Source organism: Paraburkholderia aromaticivorans (assembly GCF_002278075.1).
GTDB classification, from domain to species: Bacteria; Pseudomonadota; Gammaproteobacteria; order Burkholderiales; family Burkholderiaceae; genus Paraburkholderia; species Paraburkholderia aromaticivorans.
Map to the genome: position 1 here is coordinate 1251045 of NZ_CP022989.1, position 25969 is coordinate 1277013.

21 protein-coding genes are annotated in these 25969 nt (G+C 61.2%); 20 read left to right on the forward strand and 1 reads right to left on the reverse strand.

The genetic code is table 11. The annotated features are described in order from the left end of the window. The first annotated feature begins 44 nt into the window (after window positions 1-44). The 18 genes from CJU94_RS05645 to CJU94_RS05730 all read left to right on the forward strand — a co-directional run bounded on the left by CJU94_RS05645 (window position 45) and on the right by CJU94_RS05730 (window position 20181). A complete protein-coding gene (locus tag CJU94_RS05645) occupies window positions 45-1205 on the forward strand; it encodes an ABC transporter substrate-binding protein (protein ID WP_095417878.1) in 1161 nt (386 codons plus the stop codon). 205 nt (window positions 1206-1410) lie between these two features. Further along, window positions 1411-2466 (forward strand): branched-chain amino acid ABC transporter permease, encoded by a 1056-nt coding sequence (locus tag CJU94_RS05650; RefSeq protein ID WP_095417879.1) that lies wholly within the window; start codon window positions 1411-1413, stop codon window positions 2464-2466. A gap of 4 nt (window positions 2467-2470) precedes the next feature. Further along, window positions 2471-4255, forward strand: a complete 1785-nt coding sequence (locus CJU94_RS05655) for a branched-chain amino acid ABC transporter ATP-binding protein/permease (protein WP_095417880.1) — start codon at window positions 2471-2473, stop codon at window positions 4253-4255. 11 nt (window positions 4256-4266) lie between these two features. Further along, window positions 4267-5019 (forward strand): ABC transporter ATP-binding protein, encoded by a 753-nt coding sequence (locus CJU94_RS05660; protein ID WP_208645347.1) that lies wholly within the window; start codon window positions 4267-4269, stop codon window positions 5017-5019. A gap of 175 nt (window positions 5020-5194) precedes the next feature. Then, window positions 5195-7153 (forward strand): tRNA uridine-5-carboxymethylaminomethyl(34) synthesis enzyme MnmG, encoded by a 1959-nt coding sequence (mnmG, locus tag CJU94_RS05665; RefSeq protein ID WP_095417882.1) that lies wholly within the window; start codon window positions 5195-5197, stop codon window positions 7151-7153. Continuing rightward, window positions 7150-7833, forward strand: coding sequence for a 16S rRNA (guanine(527)-N(7))-methyltransferase RsmG (gene rsmG / locus CJU94_RS05670; protein WP_095417883.1), 684 nt, complete (start codon window positions 7150-7152; stop codon window positions 7831-7833). The genes mnmG and rsmG overlap by 4 nt, the downstream gene beginning before the upstream one ends. A gap of 86 nt (window positions 7834-7919) precedes the next feature. Further along, window positions 7920-8711 carry a ParA family protein gene (locus CJU94_RS05675; RefSeq protein ID WP_095417884.1) on the forward strand — a complete coding sequence of 264 codons (792 nt, stop codon included), beginning with the start codon at window positions 7920-7922 and terminating at the stop codon, window positions 8709-8711. 18 nt (window positions 8712-8729) lie between these two features. Then, the gene (locus CJU94_RS05680; RefSeq protein ID WP_095417885.1) at window positions 8730-9617 is read left to right on the forward strand and encodes a ParB/RepB/Spo0J family partition protein; all 888 of its coding nucleotides are present in this window, start codon (window positions 8730-8732) and stop codon (window positions 9615-9617) included. 815 nt (window positions 9618-10432) lie between these two features. Beyond that, the gene (locus tag CJU94_RS05685) at window positions 10433-10978 is read left to right on the forward strand and encodes an ATP synthase subunit I (protein ID WP_095417886.1); all 546 of its coding nucleotides are present in this window, start codon (window positions 10433-10435) and stop codon (window positions 10976-10978) included. Between the two features lie 177 nt (window positions 10979-11155). Then, entirely contained in the window at window positions 11156-12007 is an 852-nt protein-coding gene (gene atpB, locus CJU94_RS05690; RefSeq protein WP_091797855.1) for a F0F1 ATP synthase subunit A, read from the forward strand. Window positions 12008-12089: 82 nt separating this feature from the next. Next, window positions 12090-12359, forward strand: coding sequence for a F0F1 ATP synthase subunit C (gene atpE / locus CJU94_RS05695; RefSeq protein WP_007180033.1), 270 nt, complete (start codon window positions 12090-12092; stop codon window positions 12357-12359). Window positions 12360-12497: 138 nt separating this feature from the next. Continuing rightward, the gene (locus CJU94_RS05700) at window positions 12498-12968 is read left to right on the forward strand and encodes a F0F1 ATP synthase subunit B (RefSeq protein WP_095417887.1); all 471 of its coding nucleotides are present in this window, start codon (window positions 12498-12500) and stop codon (window positions 12966-12968) included. Window positions 12969-12970: 2 nt separating this feature from the next. Further along, complete coding sequence (locus CJU94_RS05705; RefSeq protein WP_007180031.1) at window positions 12971-13510, forward strand: F0F1 ATP synthase subunit delta; 540 nt, start codon at window positions 12971-12973, stop codon at window positions 13508-13510. Between the two features lie 58 nt (window positions 13511-13568). After that, window positions 13569-15110 carry a F0F1 ATP synthase subunit alpha gene (gene atpA / locus CJU94_RS05710; protein ID WP_091797860.1) on the forward strand — a complete coding sequence of 514 codons (1542 nt, stop codon included), beginning with the start codon at window positions 13569-13571 and terminating at the stop codon, window positions 15108-15110. Window positions 15111-15201: 91 nt separating this feature from the next. Further along, window positions 15202-16086 (forward strand): F0F1 ATP synthase subunit gamma, encoded by an 885-nt coding sequence (gene atpG / locus CJU94_RS05715; protein ID WP_095417888.1) that lies wholly within the window; start codon window positions 15202-15204, stop codon window positions 16084-16086. A 101-nt stretch (window positions 16087-16187) separates the two neighbouring features. Next, window positions 16188-17582: a F0F1 ATP synthase subunit beta gene (gene atpD, locus CJU94_RS05720; RefSeq protein ID WP_095417889.1), complete on the forward strand. Its 1395-nt coding sequence runs from the start codon at window positions 16188-16190 to the stop codon at window positions 17580-17582. Window positions 17583-17791: 209 nt separating this feature from the next. Next, window positions 17792-18217 (forward strand): F0F1 ATP synthase subunit epsilon, encoded by a 426-nt coding sequence (locus tag CJU94_RS05725; protein WP_007180027.1) that lies wholly within the window; start codon window positions 17792-17794, stop codon window positions 18215-18217. Window positions 18218-18450: 233 nt separating this feature from the next. Then, window positions 18451-20181 (forward strand): AMP-binding protein, encoded by a 1731-nt coding sequence (locus CJU94_RS05730; protein WP_095417890.1) that lies wholly within the window; start codon window positions 18451-18453, stop codon window positions 20179-20181. Between the two features lie 873 nt (window positions 20182-21054). On the opposite strand, the gene CJU94_RS05735 is transcribed toward CJU94_RS05730, so the two are convergent. Continuing rightward, a complete protein-coding gene (locus CJU94_RS05735; RefSeq protein ID WP_095417891.1) occupies window positions 21055-21852 on the reverse strand; it encodes a transporter substrate-binding domain-containing protein in 798 nt (265 codons plus the stop codon). Window positions 21853-22069: 217 nt separating this feature from the next. On the opposite strand from CJU94_RS05735, the gene hemE reads away from it, so the two are divergent. Continuing rightward, a complete protein-coding gene (gene hemE / locus CJU94_RS05740; RefSeq protein WP_095417892.1) occupies window positions 22070-23170 on the forward strand; it encodes a uroporphyrinogen decarboxylase in 1101 nt (366 codons plus the stop codon). 464 nt (window positions 23171-23634) lie between these two features. Then, complete coding sequence (locus CJU94_RS05750; protein WP_208645348.1) at window positions 23635-25881, forward strand: primosomal protein N'; 2247 nt, start codon at window positions 23635-23637, stop codon at window positions 25879-25881. The last annotated feature ends 88 nt before the right edge of the window (window positions 25882-25969 follow it).

Below are 25969 nucleotides of genomic sequence, written 5' to 3' on the forward strand. Positions count from 1 at the left end.
AGCCGGACTATAGATACGCGCTTCAAAGCGTTCGGAGACTTGCAATGAAAAAGACAAAGCAGTGGGTACGCACCGGCATCGCCATGGCGTTGATGTGCGGCGCGGGCGCGGCGTTCGCCCAGGTGAAAATCGGCGTCACGCTTTCCACGACGGGGCCGGCCGCATCGCTCGGGATTCCTGAAAAGAACACGATTGCCCTGTTGCCGAAAGAGATCGGCGGCAAGACCGTGCAGTACATCATTCTCGACGACGCCTCCGACACCGGCAAAGCCGTGCAAAACACGCGCAAGCTGATCGACGAAGACCATGTCGACGCGATCATCGGTTCGACCGTGACGCCGAATTCGCTGGCCATGCTCGACGCCGCTGCCGAAGGCAAGACGCCGGTGATCTCGCTGGCGGCATCGGCGGCGATCATTTCGCCGATGGACGCGAAGCGCGCATGGGCCTTCAAACCGCCGCAAAACGACAGCCTGATGGCTGACGCCATTGCCGACTATATGGAGCATCACGGCGTGAAGACGGTGGGCTTCATCGGCTTCGCGGACGCCTATGGCGACGGCTGGAACAACGTCTTCACCGCCGCGGCCGCTGCGCACAACCTGAAGATCGTCTCCAACGAGCGCTTCAACCGCACCGATGCATCGGTGACGGGCCAGGTGCTGAAGACGATCGGCGCGAACCCGGACGCGGTGCTGATCGCAGGCGCGGGCACGCCGTCGGCGTTGCCGGCCAAGACGCTCAAGGAGCGTGGCTACAAGGGCAAGGTGTACCAGACGCACGGCGTCGCCAATAACGACTTCCTGCGTGTGTGCGGCAAGGACTGCGAAGGCGAATTTCTGCCGGCCGGTCCGATTCTCGTGGCCGATCAGTTGCCGACCTCGAATCCGGTGAAGAAGTCGTCGGAAGCGTACAAGGCGGCGTACGAGAAAGCGTATGGCGCAGGTTCGGTGGCGACTTTCGGCGGCCACGCATGGGACGCCGGACAGATGCTGCAGGCAGCGATTCCCGTCGCGCTGAAGACCGCACAGCCGGGCACCGAAGCGTTCCGGGTGGCACTGCGCGGCGCGCTCGAGAACATCAAGGAACTGCCGGTCTCGCACGGCATCATGAACACCACCACGACCGACCACAACGGCCTCGACAAGCGCGCACGCGTGATCGTGCAGATCGTCGACGGCAAGTGGAAGCTGCAGAACGACTAAAAACAAAAGCGGTACGCGCCTCTCGCGCAACGTGCGGCTTGTGACGCCGCGTTGCCATTCTGTTCGATGACAATGGCATCGACCGCCGCGCCGTGTTCCGGCGCGGCGGTCGCCTTTTCTGACATTGCGGGTCGATGGACGGCCGCGAGTTCTGCCGCCACGACGGTTTCCCAGTTTCGATTTCGACGCTTCAGGACGAGGAAGTATGGATCTATCAATTGCGGCGATCCTCGCGCAGGACGGCATCACCACCGGCGCGATCTACGCGCTGCTCGCACTCGCGCTGGTGTTGGTGTTCTCCGTGACGCGGGTGATTTTCATCCCGCAAGGGGAGTTTGTTTCGTACGGCGCGTTGACGCTCGCCGCACTGCAGACGCAAAAGTTTCCGGCCACCTGCTGGCTGCTGATGGCGATGGGCGCGGCCTGCTTCGTCGTCGAGATAGCAGGACTGGTGCGGCACCCGGAACGGCGCCGGCATGCGGCTCGCACGCTGGTCATGCTGGTCGGCAAATACTTGCTGTTTCCGATCGCGGTCTACGCGCTCACACAGGGCGTTTTCACGCATTCGCTGCCGATGATCGCGCAGATCGCGTTGACGCTGCTGATCGTGATTCCGATGGGGCCGTATGTGTACCGGCTCGCGTATGAGCCGATCGCGGAGGCGTCCACCTTGCTGCTGCTGATCGTGGCGGTGGCGGTGCACTTCGCGATGGTCGGCCTCGGTCTCGTGATGTTCGGTGCCGAGGGTTCGCGCACCACCGCGTTTTCCGACGCGACCTTCAACGTCCGCAGCCTTTCGATCTCCGGGCAGAGCTTGTGGGTCGTCGGCACGGCGGTGGTGCTGATCGGCGCGCTTTATCTGTACTTCGATCGCTCGATTTCGGGCAAGGCGTTGCGCGCGACCTCGGTGAACCGGCTCGGCGCGCGGCTCGTCGGCATCGGCACGACGCAAGCGGGGCGCCTCGCCTTCACGCTGGCGGCGGGCCTCGGCGCGCTGTGCGGGATCCTCGTCGCACCCTTGACCACCATTTACTACGACTCGGGCTTCCTGATCGGTTTGAAGGGCTTCGTGGGGGCCATTATCGGCGGCCTCGTCAGCTACCCGCTGGCGGCTGCGGGTTCCATCCTGGTCGGTCTGCTGGAGTCGTATTCGTCGTTCTGGGCGAGCGCTTATAAGGAAGTGATCGTGTTCACGCTGATCATCCCGGTGTTGCTCTGGCGAAGTCTTGCCAGCCCGCACGCCGAAGAGGAAGAGGAGTGACGCGATGAAACGGATCATGCAAAACAAGTTCTTCTGGTTGTTCCTCGTGGTGCTGTTCGCGCTGCCGGTGTTGCCGCAACCGATTCACGTGCCTGAGTACTGGGTGACGCTGCTCAACTACATCGGCCTGTATGCGATCGTGGCGATCGGGCTCGTGCTCCTGACCGGTATCGGCGGGATGACGAGCTTCGGCCAGGCCGCGTTTGTCGGCATCGGCGCTTATGCGACCGCGTATCTGACGACGCGCTACGGCGTCTCACCGTGGTTCGCGCTGATTGCGGGCGTGGTGGTGACGGCGCTGATCGCGCTGATGCTCGGCTTGGTGACGATGCGTCTGTCCGGGCACTTTCTGCCGCTCGGTACGATCGCGTGGGGGCTGGCGCTGTTTTACCTGTTCGGCAATCTTGAAATGCTGGGCAAGTACGACGGCATCAACGGGATTCCGGTGCTGAATGTTTTCGGCATCAACCTGGAGTCCGGGCGCCATATCTATTACCTGATCTGGCTGGTCGTGCTCGGCGCGGTGATTTCTGTTCAGAATCTGCTTAATAGCCGGCCGGGCCGGGCGATCCGTGCGCTGCGCGGCGGCGGCATGATGGCCGAAGCGATGGGCGTGAACACCGGGTGGATGCGCGTGGTGATCTTCGTGTACGCAGCGGTGCTGGCCTCGGTCTCGGGCTTTCTCTACGCCCACTTGCAACGCGCGGTGAACCCGACGCCGTTCGGCCTGAATCACGGCATCGAGTTTCTGTTCATGGCCGTGGTGGGCGGCGTCTCGCACGTCTGGGGCGCGGTGCTGGGCGCGGCGATTCTGACCGTGCTGCAGGACTATCTGCAAACGTTGCTGCCCAAGTTGCTCGGCGAGAACGGCAACTTCGAAGTGATCGTGTTCGGCATCCTGATGGTGCTGTTGCTGCAGTACGCGCGCCAAGGCGTATGGCCATTCGTTGCGCGCTTCTTCCCGAAGGGCCCGCGCGCTCATCTGGCCGATCACGCTGACCCATTGCCGCAGCGCAGCAAGCCGGCGGCCGGCGAAGACCTGTTGACGGTCAACAAGGCGCGCAAGCAATTCGGCGGTCTGGTCGCAGTGAACGATGTCAGTTTCGAGGTGAAGGCAGGGCAGATCATCGGCCTGATCGGACCGAACGGCGCCGGTAAGTCGACGACCTTCAATCTGGTCACCGGCGTGCTGCAAACGACCAGCGGCGAGATCACGTTCCGCGGCGAGCGAATCGATTCGTTGAGTTCACGTGAAATCGTCAAACGTGGGATTGGCCGCACCTTTCAGCACGTCAAGCTGCTGCCGGGCATGACGGTGCTGGAGAACGTGGCGATCGGCGCGCATCTGCGCGGGCAGGCCGGCGTTTGGCGCAGCGTCGTGCGCCTGAACAGCGCGGAAGAAGCGCGGCTGATGGCGGAAGCGGCTCGTCAAATTCGCCGCGTCGGCCTGGAGCAACACATGTACGACGAGGCGGGCAGTCTCGCCTTGGGACAGCAGCGAATTCTTGAGATCGCACGCGCGTTGTGCTGCGACCCGACGCTGTTGTTGCTGGACGAGCCGGCCGCCGGTCTGCGTTATCAAGAGAAGCTGCAGTTGGCCGATTTGCTGCGTCGTCTCAAGGCTGAAGGTATGAGCGTGCTGCTGGTGGAGCACGATATGGACTTTGTGATGAATCTCACCGATCGGCTGGTGGTCATGGAGTTCGGTACCCGGATCGCGGAAGGTTTGCCGCAGGACGTACAACAGGACCCGGCTGTGCTGGAAGCCTATCTCGGCGGGGTGGAGTGATGGAGAACACGATGAATGCTGCGGGTCCGATTCTCGACGTGGACGGTTTGTCGGTCCGCTATGGCAAGGTCGAGGCGCTGCACGGCGCGGCGATCAAGGTGCGGGCTGGGCAGATCGTCTCGGTGATCGGCCCGAACGGCGCGGGCAAGTCCACGTTGCTGAATGCGATCATGGGTGCGTTGCCGACCACGGGTCATGCGAAGGGCGTCGTTTCGTATCGGGGCGAAGATGTCAGCGCCGTGCCGGTGGAAAAGCGTGTCGCACGTGGCATGTGCCTGGTGCCGGAAAAGCGCGAGCTGTTCGCCTCGATGACGGTCGAAGACAATCTCGTCCTCGGCGCCTATCGGCGTAAGCGGGCAGGGGAGCGCAACTTTCTCGACCAGCTGGAGCCCGTGTTTACGCTGTTTCCGCGGCTGAAGGAGCGCCGCAAGCAGGCTGCGGGCACCTTATCCGGTGGTGAGCGGCAGATGCTCGCGGTGGGCCGTGCCTTGATGGGCAAGCCCGACCTGCTGATGCTGGACGAGCCAAGTCTTGGCCTTGCGCCGTTGATCGTGAAAGAAATTTTTCACATCATTAGCGCGCTGCGGCAGACCGGCGTAGCTACGCTGCTGATCGAGCAGAATGCACGGGCAGCATTGCAGATCTCCGACTACGGTTATGTGCTGGAGACCGGCGAACTGGCGCTGGAAGGGCCGGCGGCGGACTTGGCGCAGAATCCGCGCGTGATCGAGACGTACCTCGGGTTGGCTAAAAAGGTGGCGTAGCACTCAGGTTCGACGCCGATTCCTGTTGTGCAAAGCGGTGTGTTTCACGTGAAACACACCGCTTTTTTTATGGACAGGTCATCCGGACGAAATTCGGGCCTAAACCGAACCCGTTATAATTCGCCCATACATTTCCTTTGAAAGGCTCACGCGATGATCTGGCGTGAGATCCGCGATGCTCTTTCCCACAGAATTTGACGTAATCGTCGTCGGCGGCGGTCATGCCGGCACGGAAGCCGCTCTGGCTTCGGCGCGCATGGGCAATACGACGCTCCTGCTGACTCACAACATCGAAACACTCGGCCAGATGAGCTGCAATCCGTCCATTGGCGGCATTGGCAAAGGCCATCTGGTCAAGGAAGTCGACGCACTCGGCGGTGCGATGGCGGCCGCAACGGATGAGGGCGGCATTCAGTTCCGCATCCTGAATTCGTCGAAGGGGCCGGCGGTTCGTGCGACGCGCGCACAGGCCGACCGTCTGCTGTACAAGCAGGCTATCCGCCATCGGCTGGAAAATCAGCCGAACCTGTGGCTATTCCAGCAGGCGGTTGACGATCTGATGGTGGAGGGCGACCGCGTCGTTGGCGCCGTGACGCAGGTGGGAATCCGTTTCCGTGCGCGGGCTGTGGTGCTGACTGCGGGGACGTTCCTCGATGGCAAGATTCACGTCGGTTTGAACAACTACACCGGCGGCCGTGCCGGCGATCCGGCGGCGGTGTCGCTGTCGGCGCGTCTGAAGGAATTAAAGCTGCCGCAAGGGCGGCTGAAGACGGGGACGCCGCCGCGCATCGACGGCCGCACGATCGATTTCTTGCAACTCGAAGAACAACCGGGCGATCTGGATCCGGTGCCCGTGTTCTCGTTTCTCGGGCGCGTCGAGCAGCATCCGCAGCAGGTGCCGTGCTGGGTGACGCACACGAACGAGCGGACGCACGACATCATTCGCGGCGGACTTGACCGTTCGCCTATGTACACGGGCGTGATCGAAGGGGTGGGGCCGCGTTATTGCCCATCGATCGAGGACAAGATTCATCGGTTCGCGTCGAAGGAATCGCATCAGATCTTCCTCGAGCCGGAGGGGCTGACGACGAACGAGTTTTACCCGAACGGAATCTCCACGAGCCTGCCGTTTGATGTGCAGTTGGAGTTGGTGCGGTCCATGCGGGGCTTGGAGCATGCCCATATTCTTCGGCCCGGCTACGCGATCGAGTACGATTATTTCGATCCGCGTGGGCTGAAGGCGTCGCTGGAAACCAAGGTGATCAACGGATTGTTCTTCGCCGGCCAGATCAACGGTACGACTGGCTACGAAGAGGCCGCAGCGCAGGGTTTGCTGGCCGGGATCAACGCGGGTCTGTATGTGCAGGGCAAGGAGGCATGGTGCCCTCGCCGCGACCAAGCTTATCTCGGCGTGCTCGTCGACGATCTGGTGACGCGCGGCGTATCCGAGCCGTATCGCATGTTCACGAGTCGTGCCGAATATCGTCTGAGCCTGCGCGAAGACAACGCCGATATGCGTTTGACCGAGATTGGCCGCGAACTGGGTGTGGTCGACGATGTTCGATGGGACGCATTCAGTCGCAAACGCGACGCTGTTTCACGTGAAACAGAGCGCCTTCGTTCGACGTGGGTCAATCCTAAGACGTTACCGGCCGACGAAGCGACCGCTTTGCTCGGCAAGCCGATCGATCACGAATATAGCCTCGCGGATCTGCTGCGCCGCCCGGGTGTGTCGTACGACGGCGTCTGCGGGTTGCGCGCAGGCACGTGTGCCGCGCCTGAGGCGTTGGCGGAAGACGCTGTCCTGCTCGCCCAGATCAAGGAGCAGATCGAGATCGGCATCAAGTACCAGGGCTATATCGACCGCCAAGCGGGCGAAATTGAACGGAACGAGGCGCACGAAAGCACGCGTCTGCCCGAAGGATTGGACTATGCGGAAGTTAGAGGCCTGTCGTTCGAAGCGCGCCAGAAACTGACGCAATTTCGTCCTGAAACCATCGGTCAGGCGTCGCGCATCTCCGGTATTACGCCGGCGGCCATTTCATTGCTCATGGTCCATTTGAAGCGTGGCCTGGGCCGTCGCTCGACGAAACCCGCCGAGCCGGGCGCCGACAGCAAGCCGGTGACGCAATGACGGCAAGCCAGAAGGGAAGCGGTAGGGAGGCGTTGGCGCCACTGCTGGCGGAGGGTGCGCGCGAACTTGGCCTCGACTTGAGCGAGGCCCAACTCGGCAAGTTGCTCGACTACGTCGCGTTGTTGTCCAAGTGGAATGCCGTTTATAACCTCACGGCGATCCGCGAGCCGCGGCAAATGCTGATCCAGCACATTCTGGATTCGCTTTCGATCGTGCCGCATCTGGCGCCGCTCGGCCCGTCCTCGGTGCTCGACGTCGGCTCCGGCGGTGGCTTGCCGGGTATTGTGCTGGCGATCGTCCTACCGGAATGGACTGTCACCGTGAACGATATCGTTCACAAGAAAACGGCTTTTCAGGCTCAGGCCAAGGCCGAGCTTGGCATTTCGAATCTCTCAGTGGTGACCGGCCGTGTCGAGACTTTGCAGCCGGGCGCCGAAGTACCGGCAAAGTTCGACGTAATTGTCTCGCGTGCATTCGCAGAGCTCGCGGATTTCGTTACACTGGCCCGTCATCTGGTTGCGGAGAACGGCGCGATCTGGGCCATGAAAGGCGTCCGTCCGGACGGCGAGATCGAACGTTTGCCGGCCGGCGCCCACGTGGAACAGGTTATCCGGCTGGATGTGCCGTCGCTCGACGCCGAGCGGCACCTGATCAAAGTTTCGGTGGATGCCGGCAGCTAATACCTGCTTAGGGTGGTCGACGCAGCTGCGCCCGGTATCACCCACGATTTTTACTTCATCCAAGCAGCAAAAGGGACACACCAACGATGGCAAAAATCTTCTGCGTTGCGAACCAGAAGGGCGGCGTCGGCAAGACGACGACCGCAGTCAATCTGGCCGCGAGCTTGGCAGCGCAGGGACAGCGAGTCCTTCTCATCGATCTGGACCCGCAGGGCAACGCCACGATGGGCAGCGGCATCGATAAGGCCGCGTGCGCCAACACCGTCTACGAAGTGCTGGTGGATGGCGTCGCGGTGGCCGATGCGCGAGTGCGGCCGGAAGCCGTCGGTTACGACATGCTGCCGGCGAACCGCGAACTCGCCGGCGCCGAGGTCGAGCTGGTCAGCGTGCAGAACCGTGAGCGTCAATTGAAGGTCGCGCTCGCCGCGGTCGAAAACGATTACGATTTTGTGCTGATCGACTGTCCGCCGGCTTTGTCGCTGCTGACGCTCAACGGCCTGTGCGCCGCACACGGCGTAGTGATTCCGATGCAGTGCGAGTACTTCGCGCTTGAAGGCTTGTCCGATCTGGTCAACACGATCAAACAGGTGCATGCCAATCTGAACCGGGATTTGAAAGTGATCGGCCTGCTGCGCGTGATGTTCGATCCGCGTATCACATTGCAGCAGCAGGTTTCGGATCAGTTGAAAGAGCATTTTGGCGACAAGGTGTTCGACGCTGTGATCCCGCGCAACGTGCGTCTTGCCGAGGCGCCCAGCTATGGTCTACCCGGCGTGGTATTCGACAGGGCATCGCGCGGCGCGCAGGCATACGTGCAGTTTGGCGCGGAAATGATTGAGCGGGTGCGCGCATTGAATGACGCGCCCCAGGCATCCTAAGCGGATCGAGGAAGCACAATGAATGCAGTAGCGAGAAAGAAGGGGTTGGGGCGCGGTCTGGAAGCATTGCTCGGGGGCAGTGCGGATATCACCGAGGCGGTGGCGATCGAAGGCGCTCCCAACGTGCTGCCGCTCAGCAAGTTGCAGGCGGGCAAATATCAGCCGCGTACGCGCATGGACGAAGGCGCATTGCAGGAACTGGCGGCCAGCATTCGCGCGCAGGGCTTGATGCAGCCGATCCTCGTGCGTCCCGTGTCCGCCGACAAGTACGAGATCATTGCCGGTGAACGTCGCTTTCGCGCGGCGCGGCTCGCGGGCCTCGACGAAGTCCCGGTGTTGGTGAAGAACGTGCCGGACCAGGCCGCCGCGGCGATGGCGCTGATCGAGAACATTCAGCGTGAAGATCTGAATCCGCTGGAAGAGGCGCAGGGCATCCAGCGCTTGCTCGACGAATTCAATTTCACGCACGAACAGGCAGCGGAGTCGGTCGGCCGGTCGCGTAGTGCGGTATCGAATCTGCTGCGCCTGCTCAATCTGGCTTCGCCTGTGCAGACCATGCTGCTGGCCGGCGATCTGGACATGGGGCACGCCCGCGCGCTGTTGGCCGTCGACGCCGCGACGCAGATCACGCTGGCCAATCAGGTCGTCAACAAGCGCATGTCGGTGCGCGAAACCGAAAAACTGGTGACGACGACGACCAAAGCCGCGCCGGCGGTGAAAGCGCGTGCGAATCCGGACGGTGGCCGCGATACGCGACGGCTCGAAGAAGAGTTGTCCGATTTGCTGGCGGCGACGGTCAAGATCAAACTCGGCCGACGCGGGCGCGGGCAGGTGCTGGTGGACTTCGGCGATCTGGACGCACTGGAAGGCATCCTGGTACGGTTGCGCGGTAACGCCACCGCATGATCGCGCATTGAATAGAAGCGGCCCCAAAGCTTGCGACGAGGCTTAATGCCGATCGCAAGCTGTCTGGTGCGCAGCGCAGGTTCGGCGCCGTAGGCGCGGCACCTCGGTTTTCGTAGCGATTTGCAAGCGCGCATAGAGTTGTGTCAGGCCCTGCAAGCGACAAGCGGCCCTTATTTCATGGATTCCTAAGTAAATTCGACGATAAATAATCAGGATCGCTGATATATTGGTTCGCACTCGCGGTTGTCGCGGTGCGAGCACGTTGCCGTCGGGTTCGCGTCCGCTTCCCAAGGAGCACGGATCGTGGTCTCAGGATAAGTTGACGAAGGAGGGCACACCCTGACGCAAAAGGCGAAAGCGTAGGCCATTGCACGAAGTGCATCGGTCCGGGCGTGGACGGCGTACTTTGTGGTGGGTTCACTTATCGTCATTGCGCGCGAGATTACGAATAAGACCGTGCGAGGGGCTTCATAGCTGGCGCCAGCCCATATGTCCACTCACACAAGCAAAAATCGACGTTTGTTGCATTTTCGAGACGTCTGCTACGGCGTCAAATCGGGTTGCAGGCGAGCGCAAACTTGCCTGATTCAAATCGCATGTTTTGACATTCCCCGACAGCCTTACATTTGACGTGTTTCGCCCCGCAAGACCGCTGTTCCCGCATCGTGAGGAGGCTTTTCACGCTGGTTATTGAACGGCCTAAAGTCTTGAATTGCCTGCAACTATCGCTTACAATCGCCCGGATTTAATTGCACGGCAACCCCGTAAGCGCAGCGAAAGCTCGCGGGCTGGAACAAGACTTTCGGAACACTGCGATGGCGGTCAAAACGTCGAATCAAGCGCCGAAGAATGGGCACGACGGACACCCCGCTGAACGCGAAGTTTCCGTTGCGTCCACCGGCCAGCACGCAACAGCTGATGAAGCGTGGGATGTCGAGCAGCAAGATAACAATATCGTTCCGCTCACGCGGGCCGAAGCTGAAAAGCTGTTTGGTCCCAACGTGAGTCGTCCATCGCGCGTTACGCCTTTCAAGGTCGTGGCGGCGCAAATGGCTTTGTCCCTGGGTGCTACGCTGGTGTGGTGGCTGTTTTACACGCCACCGGGCGCTGCTGCGCTGTCCGCGTTTCTGGGAGGGGCGATCTGCTGGGTGCCGGGCGCGTTGTTCGCGGCACGACTTAGAACGCTGAGCGGCGCTGAAACAGTCATGAGCTGGATGATCGGCGAAGCGCTCAAAATGGGGACAACGATCGCGATGTTCGTAGCCATCGCCTTCTGGTATCACGACGTACGCTGGGTTCCGCTGCTCGTGACTTACCTCATTGCGCTCAAGACGTACTGGATTGCCTTGGCTTGGCGCTAAGGTAGCAGCAACAAAAGTAGTAGCAAAAAAGTAGCGGCAAAAAATTCAGGCTGGCGCGCAGCGCCGGCAACAGGAGTGCGGATATGACACGGTCCGTACCCGGCGTGTTCCCGCAATACAGAATTGCGGCGGGAGCGGCCTCAGACGATTTTCGACAATTTGGGTGGCTTTAACGATATGGCAGCTAGCGAAGGCACGCGCGCAATGGATCCGTCCGAGTACATCGCGCACCACTTGCAGAACTTTTCCACCGCGCACCAGACGTCGATTTTCGACATTCACGTGTGGAATCTGGACACCCTTTTCTGGTCGATCGTTTGCGGTCTGGCCACGATCTTCATCCTGCATCTCGCTGCCCGCAAGGCAACGTCCGGCGTGCCGGGCCGTTTCCAGTGCGCAATCGAAATGCTTGTCGAAATGGTCGAGGATCAATCGAAGTCGATGATCCACGGCACGCGCACCTTCATCGCACCGCTCGCCCTGACCGTGTTCGTCTGGGTCGCGCTGATGAACTCGCTCGACTTTATCCCTGTCGACCTGCCGGGCCATGTGATTGGCTGGCTGGGTCTGTCCGAAGTCATCCCGCACCACCGCATCGTCCCGACCGCCGACCTGAACGGCACGCTCGGCATCGCACTCGGTGTGTTCGCGCTGATGATTTACTACAACTTCAAGATCAAGGGCGCCGGCGGCTTCGTGCATGAACTGCTGTCCGCTCCGTTCGGCGCGCATCCGCTGCTGTGGATCCCGAACCTTGCACTGAACATCATCGAGTTCGTCGCGAAGACGGTCTCGCTCGGCATGCGGCTGTTCGGCAACATGTACGCGGGCGAACTGTTGTTCCTGCTGATTGCCCTGCTCGGCAGCATCTGGAGCTTCGGCGCGGACACGACGGTGCTTGGCTTCATCGGCCACGTGATCGCCGGCAGCGTGTGGGCTATCTTCCACATCCTGATCGTTCTGCTGCAGGCGTTCATTTTCATGATGCTGACGCTGGTGTACATCGGCCAGGCACACGACACGCACTAAACTGCGCCGTCGACAAAAGAATCATCGTTTTTTAAATCCCAGTTCCAACCAGTTCTAAAAGACTTTTCACAAAGGAGTGATCATGCAAGCTTTCATCGCCAACATCCAGGGTCTGACCGCCATCGGTATCGGCATCATCATCGGCCTGGGTGCAATCGGCGCCTGTATCGGTATCGGCCTGATGGGCGGCAAGTACATCGAAGCATGTGCACGTCAGCCTGAGCTGATGAACCCGCTGCAAACCAAGATGTTCCTGCTGGCTGGTCTGATCGATGCGGCGTTCCTGATTGGCGTTGGTGTGGCAATGCTGTTTGCGTTCGCGAACCCGCTGCTGTCGAAGCTGGCAGGCTGAGGTTCCTCGGAAGTTTGCGCCTGAGCTATAACTGGTAAAGGTGCAGGGCGGAACGGGCACTCGGGCGCTGATCGAATACAGAATCGATGAGCGCCTTGCCGTTTCACTTTCCGAACTAGCAACGTTTAAGGAAACACCGTGAATCTCAACGCAACCCTGTTTGCGCAAATGGTCGTGTTCCTGATCCTCGCGTGGTTCACGATGAAGTTCGTGTGGCCGCCGCTGATCAACGCCCTCGACGAGCGCTCGAAGAAGATTGCTGACGGTTTGTCGGCTGCTGAAAAGGGCAAGGCAGAACTCGAAGCCGCTCACAAGCGCGTCGACCAGGAACTCGCTCAGGCACGCAACAACGGTCAGCAACGTATTGCTGACGCAGAAAAGCGCGCTGTTGCAGTCGCTGACGAAATCAAGGCTCAAGCACAAGCTGAGGCCGCTCGCATCATCGCGCAAGCGAAGGCCGACGCGGAACAGCAAGTCGTGAAAGCGCGCGAAACGCTGCGCGGCGAAGTCGCTGCACTCGCTGTGAAAGGCGCTGAACAGATCCTGAAGCGCGAAGTCGACCAGGCAGCTCACGCTGACCTGCTGAATCAACTGAAAGCCGAGCTCTGATCATGGCCGAACTTGCAACCATCGCCCGTCCGTACGCAGAAGCGCTGTTTGGCGTGGCCGAAGCTGGTGACATCGCCGCCTGGTCCACGCTCGTGCAGGAGCTGGCACAGGTTGCGCGTCTGCCCGAAGTGCTGTCGATCGCCTCGAGCCCGAAAGTAAGCCGCGCCCAGGTCAGCGAACTGCTGCTCACCGCGGTCAAGTCGCCGCTCAAGGACAACGCGCAAGCGAAGAATCTGGTGCAAATGCTGGTGGACAATCATCGTCTGCCGTTGCTGCCGGAAATCGCTGTGCAGTTCGAAGAGTTGAAGAACGCCCGCGAAGGGGCGGCCGATGTGCTGATCGTCAGCGCATTCCCGCTCGAAGGCGCGCAGTTGAATGACCTCGTCGCAAGTCTCGAACGCAAGTTCAAACGCAAGCTGAAGCCGACGGTTGAAGTCGACTCGTCGTTGATCGGCGGCGTGCGCGTAACGGTCGGCGACGAAGTGCTCGATACCTCGGTCCGCGCGCGGCTTGCCAGCATGCAGACGGCTCTGACGGCCTGAAGCGCCTAAAGCGCTGAAGCGGCTGGCACGCAACAGAATTGACTATCAGGAGCGAATAATGCAACTCAATCCCTCTGAGATCAGCGAGCTGATCAAGAGCCGGATCCAGGGCCTTGAAGCGAGCGCAGACGTTCGCAACCAGGGCACTGTGATCTCCGTGACCGACGGTATCGTGCGTATCCACGGCCTGTCGGAAGTGATGCAGGGCGAAATGCTCGAATTCCCGGGCAACACCTTCGGTCTCGCGCTGAACCTCGAGCGCGACTCGGTCGGCGCCGTGATTCTGGGTGAGTACGAACACATTTCGGAAGGCGACGTCGTCAAGACGACCGGCCGCATTCTGGAAGTGCCGGTGGGTCCGGAACTGCTCGGCCGCGTGGTCGATGCACTCGGCAACCCGATCGACGGCAAGGGCCCGATCAACGCGAAGAAGACCGACGCAATTGAAAAGATTGCTCCGGGCGTGATCTGGCGTAAGTCGGTTTCGGAGCCGGTCCAAACCGGCCTGAAGTCGATCGACGCGATGGTGCCGGTTGGCCGTGGCCAGCGTGAGCTGATCATTGGCGACCGCCAGTGCGGCAAGACCGCAGTCGCAGTCGACACGATCATCAACCAGAAGGGCAAGAACCTCTTCTGTATTTACGTCGCGATCGGCCAGAAGGCTTCGTCGATCATGAACGTGGTGCGCAAGCTGGAAGAAACCGGCGCGCTGGAATACACGATCGTCGTGGCCGCTTCGGCTTCGGAATCGGCTGCCATGCAGTACCTGGCGCCGTATGCAGGTTGCACGATGGGTGAATACTTCCGCGACCGCGGTCAAGACGCGCTGATCGTTTACGACGACTTGACCAAGCAGGCTTGGGCGTACCGTCAGATCTCGCTGCTGCTGCGCCGTCCGCCGGGCCGTGAAGCGTACCCGGGCGACGTGTTCTATCTGCACTCGCGTCTGTTGGAACGTGCGGCTCGCGTCTCGGAAGACTACGTCGAAAAATTCACCAACGGTGAAGTCAAGGGCAAGAGCGGTTCGCTGACGGCACTGCCGGTCATTGAAACGCAAGCAGGCGACGTGACTGCATTCGTTCCGACGAACGTGATTTCGATTACCGACGGCCAGATCTTCCTGGAAACCGACCTCTTCAACGCAGGTATCCGCCCGGCAATTAACGCCGGCGTGTCGGTGTCGCGCGTCGGTGGCGCGGCTCAAACGAAGGTCGTGAAGAAGCTGTCGGGCGGTATCCGTACCGACCTCGCGCAGTACCGTGAACTGGCTGCGTTCGCGCAGTTCGCCTCGGACCTCGACGAAGCAACCCGCAAGCAGCTGGAACGCGGCCGCCGCGTGACGGAACTGCTGAAGCAGCCGCAATATCAGCCGCTGCAAGTGTGGGAACTGGCTGTCGCGCTGTTCGCAGCGAACAACGGTTACCTCGACGATCTGGAAGTTTCGCAAGTGCTGCCGTTCGAAAAGGGCCTGCGCGACTACCTGAAGTCGAAGCACGCTGACCTGATCAAGCGCGTCGAAGACACGAAGGAACTCTCGAAGGACGACGAAGGCCTGCTGCATACGGCCCTCAAAGACTTCAAGAAGTCCGGCGCTTATTGATCCGCGAGTGACCTGCAAGGCATAAACGGACCTTGAAGCAGCGCGGCCCACAGGCAACTGAACCCGCGCTGCTTCGATCAAGGAGCAAGCAATGGCTGGAATGAAGGAAATTCGCGGCAAGATCAAGAGCGTGCAAAACACGCGCAAGATCACGAAAGCGATGGAGATGGTGGCCGCATCGAAGATGCGCCGCGCTCAGGAGCGCATGCGCGCTGCTCGCCCGTATGCCGACAAGGTCCGCGATATCGCTGCACACATGAGCCGTGCGAACCCGGAGTATCGTCACCCGTTCATGGTGTCGAATGAAGGCGCGAAGACGGCCGGCATCATCCTCGTCACGACCGATAAAGGTCTGTGCGGCGGCATGAACACCAACGTGCTGCGCGCGTCGCTGCAGAAATTCAAGGAACTGGAAGGCCAGGGCAAGACGATCGAAGCAACCGCGATCGGCAGCAAAGGTCTGGGTTTCCTGAACCGTCTGCGCGCCAAGGTGGTGTCGAATGTCGTGCATCTGGGCGATACGCCGCATCTGGAAAAGCTGATCGGCGCGGTGAAGGTGCAGCTCGACCTGTACTCGGAAGGCAAGGTTTCGGCGGTGTACCTGGCGTACACGCGCTTCGTCAATACGATGAAGCAGGAGCCGGTGATCGAGCAACTGCTGCCGCTGTCGGCAGATCAGTTCGAGCGCAAGGAAGAAGACGGCACGACGCCGAGCACGCAGTGGGACTACATCTACGAGCCGGACGCGCAGGCAGTGGTGGACGAGCTGCTGGTGCGTTATGTCGAAGCGCTGGTCTATCAGGCCGTCGCGGAAAACATGGCATCGGAGCAGTCGGCACGGATGGTCGCGATGAAGGCCGCTTCGGACAACGCGAAGACGGTCATCAACGAACTGCAGCTCGTGTACAACAAGAGCCGTCAGGCCGCGATCACGAAAGAACTGTCGGAAATCGTCGGTGGCGCGGCGGCGGTCTGACCTTAACGGTCAAGCATGCCGCTTCGTGTGCGCCTTCGTGGCGCACCCATCGACACTGCGCCTTTGCGCGAGTGAAGAATTGAGTATCTAAAGGAAAAGCGATGAGTACTACTGCTTTGGTAGAAGGCAAGATCGTACAGTGCATCGGCGCGGTGATCGACGTGGAATTTCCGCGTGAATCCATGCCGAAGATTTACGACGCGCTCATTCTCGAAGGTTCGGAACTGACCCTCGAAGTTCAGCAACAGCTGGGCGACGGCGTCGTCCGTACCATCTGTCTGGGTGCATCGGACGGTCTGCGCCGCGGTACGACGGTGAAGAACACTGGCAAGCCGATCAGCGTGCCGGTCGGCAAGCCGACCCTCGGCCGGATCATGGACGTGCTGGGTCGCCCGATCGACGAAGCCGGCCCGATCAACTCGGACGTGGTTCGCGGTATTCACCAGAAGGCTCCGGCGTTCGACGAACTGTCGCCGTCGACGGAACTGCTCGAAACCGGCATCAAGGTTATCGACCTGATCTGCCCGTTCGCCAAGGGCGGTAAGGTTGGCCTGTTCGGTGGCGCCGGCGTGGGCAAGACCGTGAACATGATGGAACTGATCAACAACATCGCGAAGGAACACGGTGGTTACTCCGTGTTCGCGGGTGTTGGCGAGCGTACCCGTGAAGGGAACGACTTCTATCACGAAATGAAGGACTCGAACGTTCTCGACAAGGTCGCGCTGGTGTACGGCCAGATGAACGAGCCGCCGGGCAACCGTCTGCGCGTCGCGCTGACCGGTCTGACGATGGCTGAGCACTTCCGTGACGAAGGTCTCGACGTGCTGTTCTTCGTGGACAACATCTACCGTTTCACGCTGGCGGGCACGGAAGTGTCGGCACTGCTCGGCCGTATGCCGTCGGCAGTGGGCTATCAGCCGACGCTGGCTGAAGAAATGGGTAAGCTGCAAGAGCGTATTACGTCGACCAAGACCGGCTCGATCACGTCGGTTCAGGCCGTGTACGTCCCTGCGGATGACTTGACCGACCCGTCGCCGGCTACGACTTTCGGCCACCTGGACGCAACGGTCGTGTTGTCGCGTGACATCGCTTCGCTGGGTATCTACCCAGCAGTCGACCCGCTCGATTCGACCTCGCGTCAGATCGACCCGAACGTGATCGGCGAAGAGCACTACTCGATCACGCGCGGCGTGCAGCAAACGCTGCAGCGCTACAAGGAATTGCGCGACATTATCGCGATTCTGGGCATGGACGAACTGGCGCCGGAAGACAAGCTCGCCGTCGCGCGCGCTCGTAAGATCCAGCGTTTCCTGTCGCAGCCGTTCCACGTCGCTGAAGTGTTCACGGGCTCGCCGGGCAAGTACGTGCCGCTGAAGGAAACGATCCGTGGCTTCAAGATGATCGTTGAAGGCGAGTGCGACCACCTGCCGGAGCAGGCGTTCTACATGGTCGGCACGATCGACGAAGCCTTTGAAAAGGCCAAGAAGATCCAGTAAAGGTCGGGTGTAACGAAGCGGGCGCCGGCGTCCGCGTGGAAGGAATACCATCAAGGTATGGAATCCCGAAGCCAGCGCCTCTTAATACGCTCAACCCAGCCTTGCATGGGACGAGAGTCAGCGCTAAAGCGTGCGCTCTCGTCGAGCTTTGCAGGGGACCAGAGTAAGCGCTAAAGCGCCCACTCTGGTCGCAACAGGAGTCGACACTTATGGCAACAATCAAGGTAGACGTCGTTAGCGCGGAAGAGCAGATCTTCTCGGGCCAGGCGAAGTTCGTCGCGCTGCCGGGCGAAGCAGGTGAGCTCGGCATTCTGCCGGGCCACACGCCGCTCATCACGCGGATCCGTCCGGGTGCGGTGCGCATCGAAGCCGAAAATGGCGAAGAAGAGTTTGTCTTCGTCGCCGGCGGCATCCTCGAAATCCAGCCGGGCGCTGTGACGGTTCTCGCCGACACGGCAATCCGCGGCAAGGATCTCGACGAAGCCAAGGCTGAAGATGCACGCAAGCGCGCGGAAGAAGCGCTGCAGAACACGGGTTCGAACCTCGAATACGCAACCGCGCAAGCGGAACTGGCGTACGCGACGGCTCAGCTCGCTGCGATTCAGCGTCTGCGTAAGCTGCGCGGTCAGCACTAAGCAATACGTATCAGAGAGAAAGCAGCCCGTGTGGCTGCTTTTTTTTGACCTTCACTTGACGTTTACGGAAAGGTGAGCAGAATCGTATCCATCGACTCGATGGCGCCGCGCCTCGATGTCTAGCGATGCGCTGCGGGTAAGACTTGATGCCTCGCGGACTCATGCAGGTGGCACAATCGGTTTCAAATTCATTTCAATAAGCGAGCTTCCGCTCAGTTCACGGAGACAACACCATGGCAACGCACGTGTCAGGCGAAGGTGCACTCATCGAGCCCAAGGACGGGCAGTCGTACGTCCGCGGTCCGACCGACATCCCGTTGAGCGAAGCGACTGTAGGTCAGTTCCTGCGCGACACGGCGGAGCGCTTTCCGGATCGTCCGGCTGTGGTGTTTCGCGAGCAGCGTATTCGCTGGACATGGAAGGAGTTCGCGGAAGAAGTCGATGTGTTGGCCGCCGGTCTGCTCACACTCGGTATAGTGAAAGGCGATCGCGTCGGGATTTGGGCACCGAATCGCGTGGAATGGCTGCTCACGCAGTTTGCGACCGCTCGCATCGGCGCCGTGCTGGTCAATATCAATCCGGCGTATCGGCTCGCGGAACTGGAGTACGCGCTGAACAAGGTCGGTTGCAAGGCGATCATTGCCGCGGAACGTTTCAAAACGTCCATGTACCTCGAGATGTTGCAGGAGCTCGCGCCTGAACTGGCCACACAGGCGCCGGGCGAGTTGCATGCGTCGAAATTACCCGATTTGCGCTATGTGATTCGCATGTGCGACACGGAAACGCCGGGTATGTTGACCTTTTCAGACGTAATCGAGCAAGGTCGCGCGTCGCTGGACGTAGCGAGGCTCGATGCCATCGGTGCCACGCTCTCGTCCCACGAGCCGATCAACATCCAGTTCACCAGCGGCACGACAGGCAATCCAAAGGGCGCGACACTGACCCACCGCAACGTGGTCAACAACGCGCGCTACATCGCGATGGCGATGCGGCTGACCGAGCAGGACGGCTTGTGCATTCCCGTGCCGTTGTATCACTGCTTCGGCATGGTGCTGTCGGTGCTGGCGTGCGTGTCGGTCGGCGCGAATATGGTGTTTCCCGGCGAAGGATTCGATCCGGCCGCCACGCTGGCCGCGGTCGCGGAAGAGCACTGCACCGCGCTGCACGGCGTGCCGACCATGTTCATCGCGGAACTCGATCATCCGGACTTTGCCACCTGCGACCTATCGCGCCTGCGCACCGGCATCATGGCTGGCTCGCCTTGTCCGATCGAGACCATGAAAAAGGTCGTCTCGAGGATGCATCTGGGCGAAATCACCATCGCCTACGGCATGACGGAAACCAGCCCGGTCTCGTTCCAGAGCTCGACCACCGACCCGCTCGACAAGCGCACGACGACAGTCGGGCGTATCCAGCCGCATCTGGAGGTGAAAATCGTCGATCCCCTTGGAAACATCGTCCCGGTTGGCGAAACCGGCGAGCTTTGCACACGTGGTTATTCGGTGATGCTGGGCTATTGGGACGACGAGACGAAGACGCGCGAAAGCATTGTCGACGGCTGGATGCACACCGGCGATCTGGCGACGCTTGACGCCGAAGGCTACTGCAACATCGTCGGGCGTCTGAAGGACATGTTGATTCGCGGTGGCGAGAATATCTATCCGCGAGAGATCGAGGAGTTTCTCTTCCGCCATCCGAAGATCCAGAGCGTGCAGGTGTTCGGTGTGCCCGACTCGAAGTACGGTGAAGAGGTGTGTGCGTGGGTTGTATTGCGCTCGGGCGAGCAGGCAACCGCTGAAGAGATCCAGCAATTCTGCCAAGGCCAGATCGCGCACTACAAGGTGCCGAAGTACATCCGTTTCGTTGATGAACTGCCCATGACGGTGACCGGCAAGGTACAGAAGTTCATCATGCGCGAGCGGATGATCAGCGAATTGAAGCTGCGGGAAGACAAGACGGCGTGACGTTCGAAGGCGGGTCCGTCGCGCCACACATCTGGCGCGACGGACCCGCCTTTAAAGAACAGAACAAACCGTTTGCTGAGCTGAAGTCGCCAAAAACCGCGAACATGCTCAAAACGGCGCGTTACTACGCCGCGCAAACGTTTGGCAGGACGAAAAAAAAGCGGGCCTGGAGCCCGCTAAAAACCACACGCTACGGGGTTAGCGCGAGGAGACCAAAGAAGGAACCGACTGAGACGACGACCCTGCGCCGACTACGGCCCCAGCAGGGATGCCCCTTCACAGGGCTTCGGCATGCGCCGACCGGCAAGTGCATCGTATCCGCTCACACCACGCACCCAGCCACATCCGTGTTGAAACCGTTGAGGGCATTGTGGGCGAATTAGCCTACGAGCGCGGTAACAAAGTGTTTCAGGTTGTAACGCCCGCCGGATAAGGCGTTGCAGGACATATTGCCAAAAAAAGTCGTTTGAAACGTAATTTTTACCGATGACTGGCTCGCAATTTCATACGCGTGATTGATGCTATTCGTGACGCATATTGCGGCGTAATCCGTTCAGTCGATTCCGTATGAAATGGTTGCACAGTCATCTTTTTAGGTGTAGAACCGCTTGTGTTACGGGTTCTCGCGAATGGGCAGGGTATTCAACTGCGCAATTGAGCTGGTCGTTTTGCCTCGCAGCATTCGCTGAATGTGCAATTGCCTGTGAAAGGGTCAGTTCGTCGATGGCCGATGCACCTTCATCGTTCCGCTTTTGCTTAATTTCGGCCCGGCATCGTTACATGATTCCGGCGAGAGCGACATCCTTCAGCTCTTTTCGACCGCCTGGCCTCGCCCAGAAAATGGGAAAAATCGGCGGTCGAAAAGGGCGTCATCTACTTCAGCCATTTGTCCGAAATGGCCTGATACTCGCCGGTTGCCCGCGCAAGGTGCAGCCATTGGTCGACATACTCCTGGAAGGCCACGTCGCCGCGCGGCAGCAGCCAGGCTTTTTCTCCATACTGGAAAGGCTTGTCCGGATGCACCGAGCAAAGGCCTGGATTCAGCTTCTGCTGTAGCAGGGTTTCGGACGCGTCCGTCACCATAACGTCGGCTTTGCCGGCGAGGATCTGCTTGAAGATCGTCACGTTGTCGGGATAGACAGTCAGGTTGGCATGCGAAAAGTACTGCTTCGCGAACCGCTCATTGGTGCCGCCCGGATTGACGATCACGCGTGTTGCCGGCTGGTCGATCTGCGCCACCGTCTGATATTTGTTGACGTCGTCGCATCGAACGATCGGCGTCTTGCCGTCGATCATGTACGCCTGGGTGAAAAACGCGCGCTTCTGCCGTTCGAGTGTCGGCGACACGCCGCCCACGCCGACGTCGCACTTGGCGACGAAGTCGTTCATCAGGTTCGACCACGATGTCTTGATGTACTCCGCCTTGACCCCGAGCGATTTGGCGAGCGACTCCGTCATGTCGATATCAATGCCCTCGAACTGGCCCTCCGCCTTGTAGAACGAGTACGGTTTGTAGTCGCCGGTGGTGCAGGCGCGCAGCGTGCCGCGTGCGATGATTTCGTCGAGTCTTGAGGACGGCGCTGCGGTAGTGCTGCTTTGGGCCCAAGCCGCGCCTGCGTGCATGAAAACACAGGTTAGCGTGCCGAGCAGCGCGAGTGTCGCCTTGTTCATCGAGTCTCCTTGGTTGTATGTAATTGTGTGGTAAGTCCGCCCGATCATAGCGCGGCTGTTCGGGCTTGAACATTGGCCTTTCAGCCAGGTACGGCGCCGCCGTCGCCCCATGGAAAACCCGCGGCGAGCGAAGCGCGCTACAGTTATTGCCCGCATCGAGCGCGATGCGGCGAGCGCGCTCCGGTAAAATGCCCCTTTGCCCTCAGTCGTACGCAACGTGGCCCATAAACTCCTGAACGATACTTTCCTGCGCGCCCTGCTGCGCCAGCCGACCGACTACACGCCGATCTGGCTGATGCGGCAAGCGGGCCGCTACCTGCCGGAATACAACGCCACGCGTGGCCGCGCGGGCAGTTTCCTCGGCCTGGCGAAAAACCCGGCGTTCGCAACGGAGGTCACGCTGCAGCCGCTCGAGCGGTATCCGCTGGACGCCGCGATTCTCTTTTCCGACATCCTGACCGTGCCCGACGCCATGGGTCTCGGGCTCGAATTCGTGACCGGCGAGGGACCTCAATTCGCGCGCCCGGTGCGAACGGAAGACGATGTCGCGCGCCTCGCGGTGCCGGACATCGACACCACGCTGCGCTACGTGACCGACGCGGTGCGCGAAATTCGCACCGCGCTCACGGACGCGCAGGGCCGTCAGCGCGTGCCGCTGATCGGTTTTTCGGGTAGTCCGTGGACGCTCGCGTGCTATATGGTCGAAGGCGGCGGCTCGGCGGACTTCCGCACGGTCAAGTCGATGTTGTATGCGCGTCCGGACCTGATGCATCGCATTCTCGACGTCAACGCGCGCTCGGTCGCGGCTTACCTGAACGCACAGATCGCAGCCGGCGCGCAAGCCGTGATGATTTTCGACACGTGGGGCGGGGCACTGGCGGACGGCGCCTATCAACGCTTTTCATTGCACTACATCCAGCAGGTGGTGAGCCAGTTGAAACGCGAGCACGACGGCGAAAAAGTGCCGGTGATCACCTTCACCAAGGGCGGTGGCCTGTGGCTCGACGAGATCGCCGAGATCGGCGTGGATGCGGTCGGTCTCGACTGGACCGTGAACCTGGGCAAGGCGCGTGAACGCGTGGGGGAAAAGGTGGCGCTGCAAGGCAATATCGATCCTTCGGTTCTGTTTGCCCCGCCCGCTGCGATTCGCATGGAAGCGCGCGCCGTACTCGACAGTTTCGGCAATCATCCGGGCCACGTGTTCAATCTCGGCCACGGCATTTCGCAGTTCACGCCGCCGGAACACGTCGCCGAACTCGTGGACGAAGTGCATCGCCACAGCCGGGCTATTCGCAGTGGCGCTCATGCACCGACATGAGGCCGTAATCGTTACCATTTTTGTTGCAACGCAGCGAACTGGGCTCTCGGTCTAAGGGGAAATTTGCAGTCAGCAGGCCGTCGGATGGCGGTCCTGAGAAAGTCAAGACTTGACTTATGCACATTCATCACGCTGCGGCGCGGTAGAAGCTTTAGTCGCATTCCGACCCTTGCACATTGCAGGCGCATTTGATCTAAGCCTTGTCTGGCAAGGCTTTGACGGGGGCGGTGCGGAATGTACGGAATCCCACAAAAGGCCGCTGCGCGGTGGTTTCGGGCCCTTCCGGGCAAAGTTCTCAACAAAGTTATCCACAGGCACGCGGGCCGATTGCAATTGTTCAGCGGAATCCAAAACTTAGCGCGGAAATTGAAGTTTTACTTTAACTTCGGGATGAGCGCCGACCATGCGCCGGGCACCACGATGCGGCGTCCTGTCGCACCCGCTATTCTGATTGCCGGCCACGCGTGAGTGACGTGTTCGTCCGCGTCGCGCTGGATCATCCGCTGCCGACCTTGTTCGACTACCGGTACGACCAGGCTGCGCCGGTCGCGCCGGGCATGCTGGTCAGCGTGCCGTTTGGTAAGCGCGACGTAGTGGGGCTTGTATGCGAAGTGACCGCTCACAGTGAGGTGCCGCCCGACCGCCTTCGCCCGGTCAATAGCGTGTGCACCGCGTGTCCGCCCCTGTCGCCGGAGTGGTTGAGGCTGGCCTCCTTCGCCGCGGATTACTATCAGCGCGGTCTCGGCGAAGTGGCGTTGCCGGGTTTGCCGCAGGCGCTACGCGATGCCTCGCGCTGGTCGCGCCTTCTCGCACCGCAAGAGCGCTACAGCCTCACGCCGACGGGCCGCGCGGCACTGCCCGACGCACTGCCGGTCCGGGCCAGCGCGCTGCGCAAGCTCGCGCAGACGTTGGCCGAGACCGAATTCCTGCTGGCCGCCGAGGCTCGCGCGCTGCACCCCAAAGCGATCGCATCGCTCGATGCATGGCGGGCGGAAGGCTGGGTCGCGCTCGACATCATCGAGGCGGCCGCCGCACTCGCTATTCCTGCATCGTCCGATGCACCCGCGCCCACGCTGCCCACGCTTACTGACGAGCAGGCCGCCGCCGTCGAAGCGATTCGCGACGCCGACGGTTTCGCACCGTTCCTGCTGCACGGCGTGACGGGCAGCGGCAAGACCGAGGTCTACCTGCGCGCCTTGGCCGAAATCCTCGCCGCGAAGCCCGACGCCCAGGCGCTCGTCCTCGTGCCGGAGATCAATCTGACACCGCAGTTCGAGGCGGCCTTCCGGGCCCGCTTCGCCGCGCTCGAGGGCACTTCGATCGTCACGCTGCACAGCGGTCTCGCGGAAGGCGAGCGCGCCCGCAGCTGGTTCGCCGCTCACACGGGCCGCGCCCGCATTGTCCTCGGCACGCGGCTGGCGGTGCTCGCGTCGCTGCCGAAGCTCGCGATCATCGTCGTCGACGAGGAGCACGACCCGGCTTACAAGCAGCAGGAAGGCTTGCGCTATTCGGCGCGCGATCTGGCGGTCTATCGCGCGAAGCAACTCGGATTGCCGGTGGTGCTCGGTTCGGCCACGCCGTCGCTGGAAAGCTGGTGGCAGGCCGACCAGGGTCGCTACAAGCGGCTCACCTTGTCGCGTCGAGCGGTCGCTGACGCCGTGCTGCCCACCGTCAAACTGATCGATCTGGAAGAAGAGCGGCGGCGCGGCCGGGCATCCGTGGAAGGCTTGTCGGGGCCATTGATCGCCGCGCTGAAGGCACGGCTCGAACGCGGCGAGCAAAGCCTCGTGTTCCTGAACCGACGCGGTTACGCGCCGCAGCTGGCCTGCGACGCCTGCGGCTGGGTCGCCGGTTGTCCGCGTTGCACCGCTTATGTCGTGCTGCATAAGCCCGAGCGGGCGCTACGCTGCCATCACTGCGGCTGGGAAGCGCGCATTCCGCGTTCGTGCCCTGAGTGCGGCAACGTCGACATCGCGCCGATGGGCCGCGGCACGCAACGCGTCGAAGAAACACTGGCGAGCGCGGTGCCCGGCGCCCGCGTCCTGCGTATCGATGCCGACAGCACGCGCCGTAAGGGCAGCGCACAGGCGCTGTTCTCCGACGTTCACGCGGGCGAGGTCGATATCCTCGTCGGCACGCAGATGATTGCCAAGGGCCATGACTTCCAGCGCGTGTCGCTGGTCGGCGTGCTGAACGCCGACACCGCGCTCTTTTCCCACGACTTCCGCGCAAGCGAGCGGCTGTTCGCTCAACTGATGCAGGTGAGCGGCCGGGCAGGCCGCGCGGGATTGCCCGGCGAAGTGCTGGTGCAAACGCGCTATCCGCGTCACGCCCTTTACCATGCGCTCGGCCGCCACGACTATGTCGGCTTCGCCAACTCCACACTCGCGGAGCGGCGCGACGCGCACTTGCCGCCATTCGTCTACCAGGCCTTGTTGCGAGCCGAAGGCCGCACGCTCGAGGCCGCGCTCGCCTTTCTGCAGCAGGCGGCGGCCGGCCTGGCCGGCATTCCCGCCGCCGAACGCGTGACCGTCTACGACGCGGTGCCGCTCACCATCGTCAAGGTGATGCATGTGCATCGCGCGCAACTGCTGATCGAAAGTGCATCGCGTGGCGCGTTGCATGCGACCTTGCGTGCCTGGCAGCCGCTGCTGCGCGGTATGAAGGGCGTGCTGCGCTGGAATCTCGAAGTCGATCCGCTCGACATTTGACGAGCGTCCGCCAGGCCGGCCACGCCGTTACTCCTTTCGGTCATATTCATAGAGCGAATGGTCGTTTCGTTTTGCGACGCCGCTCGCC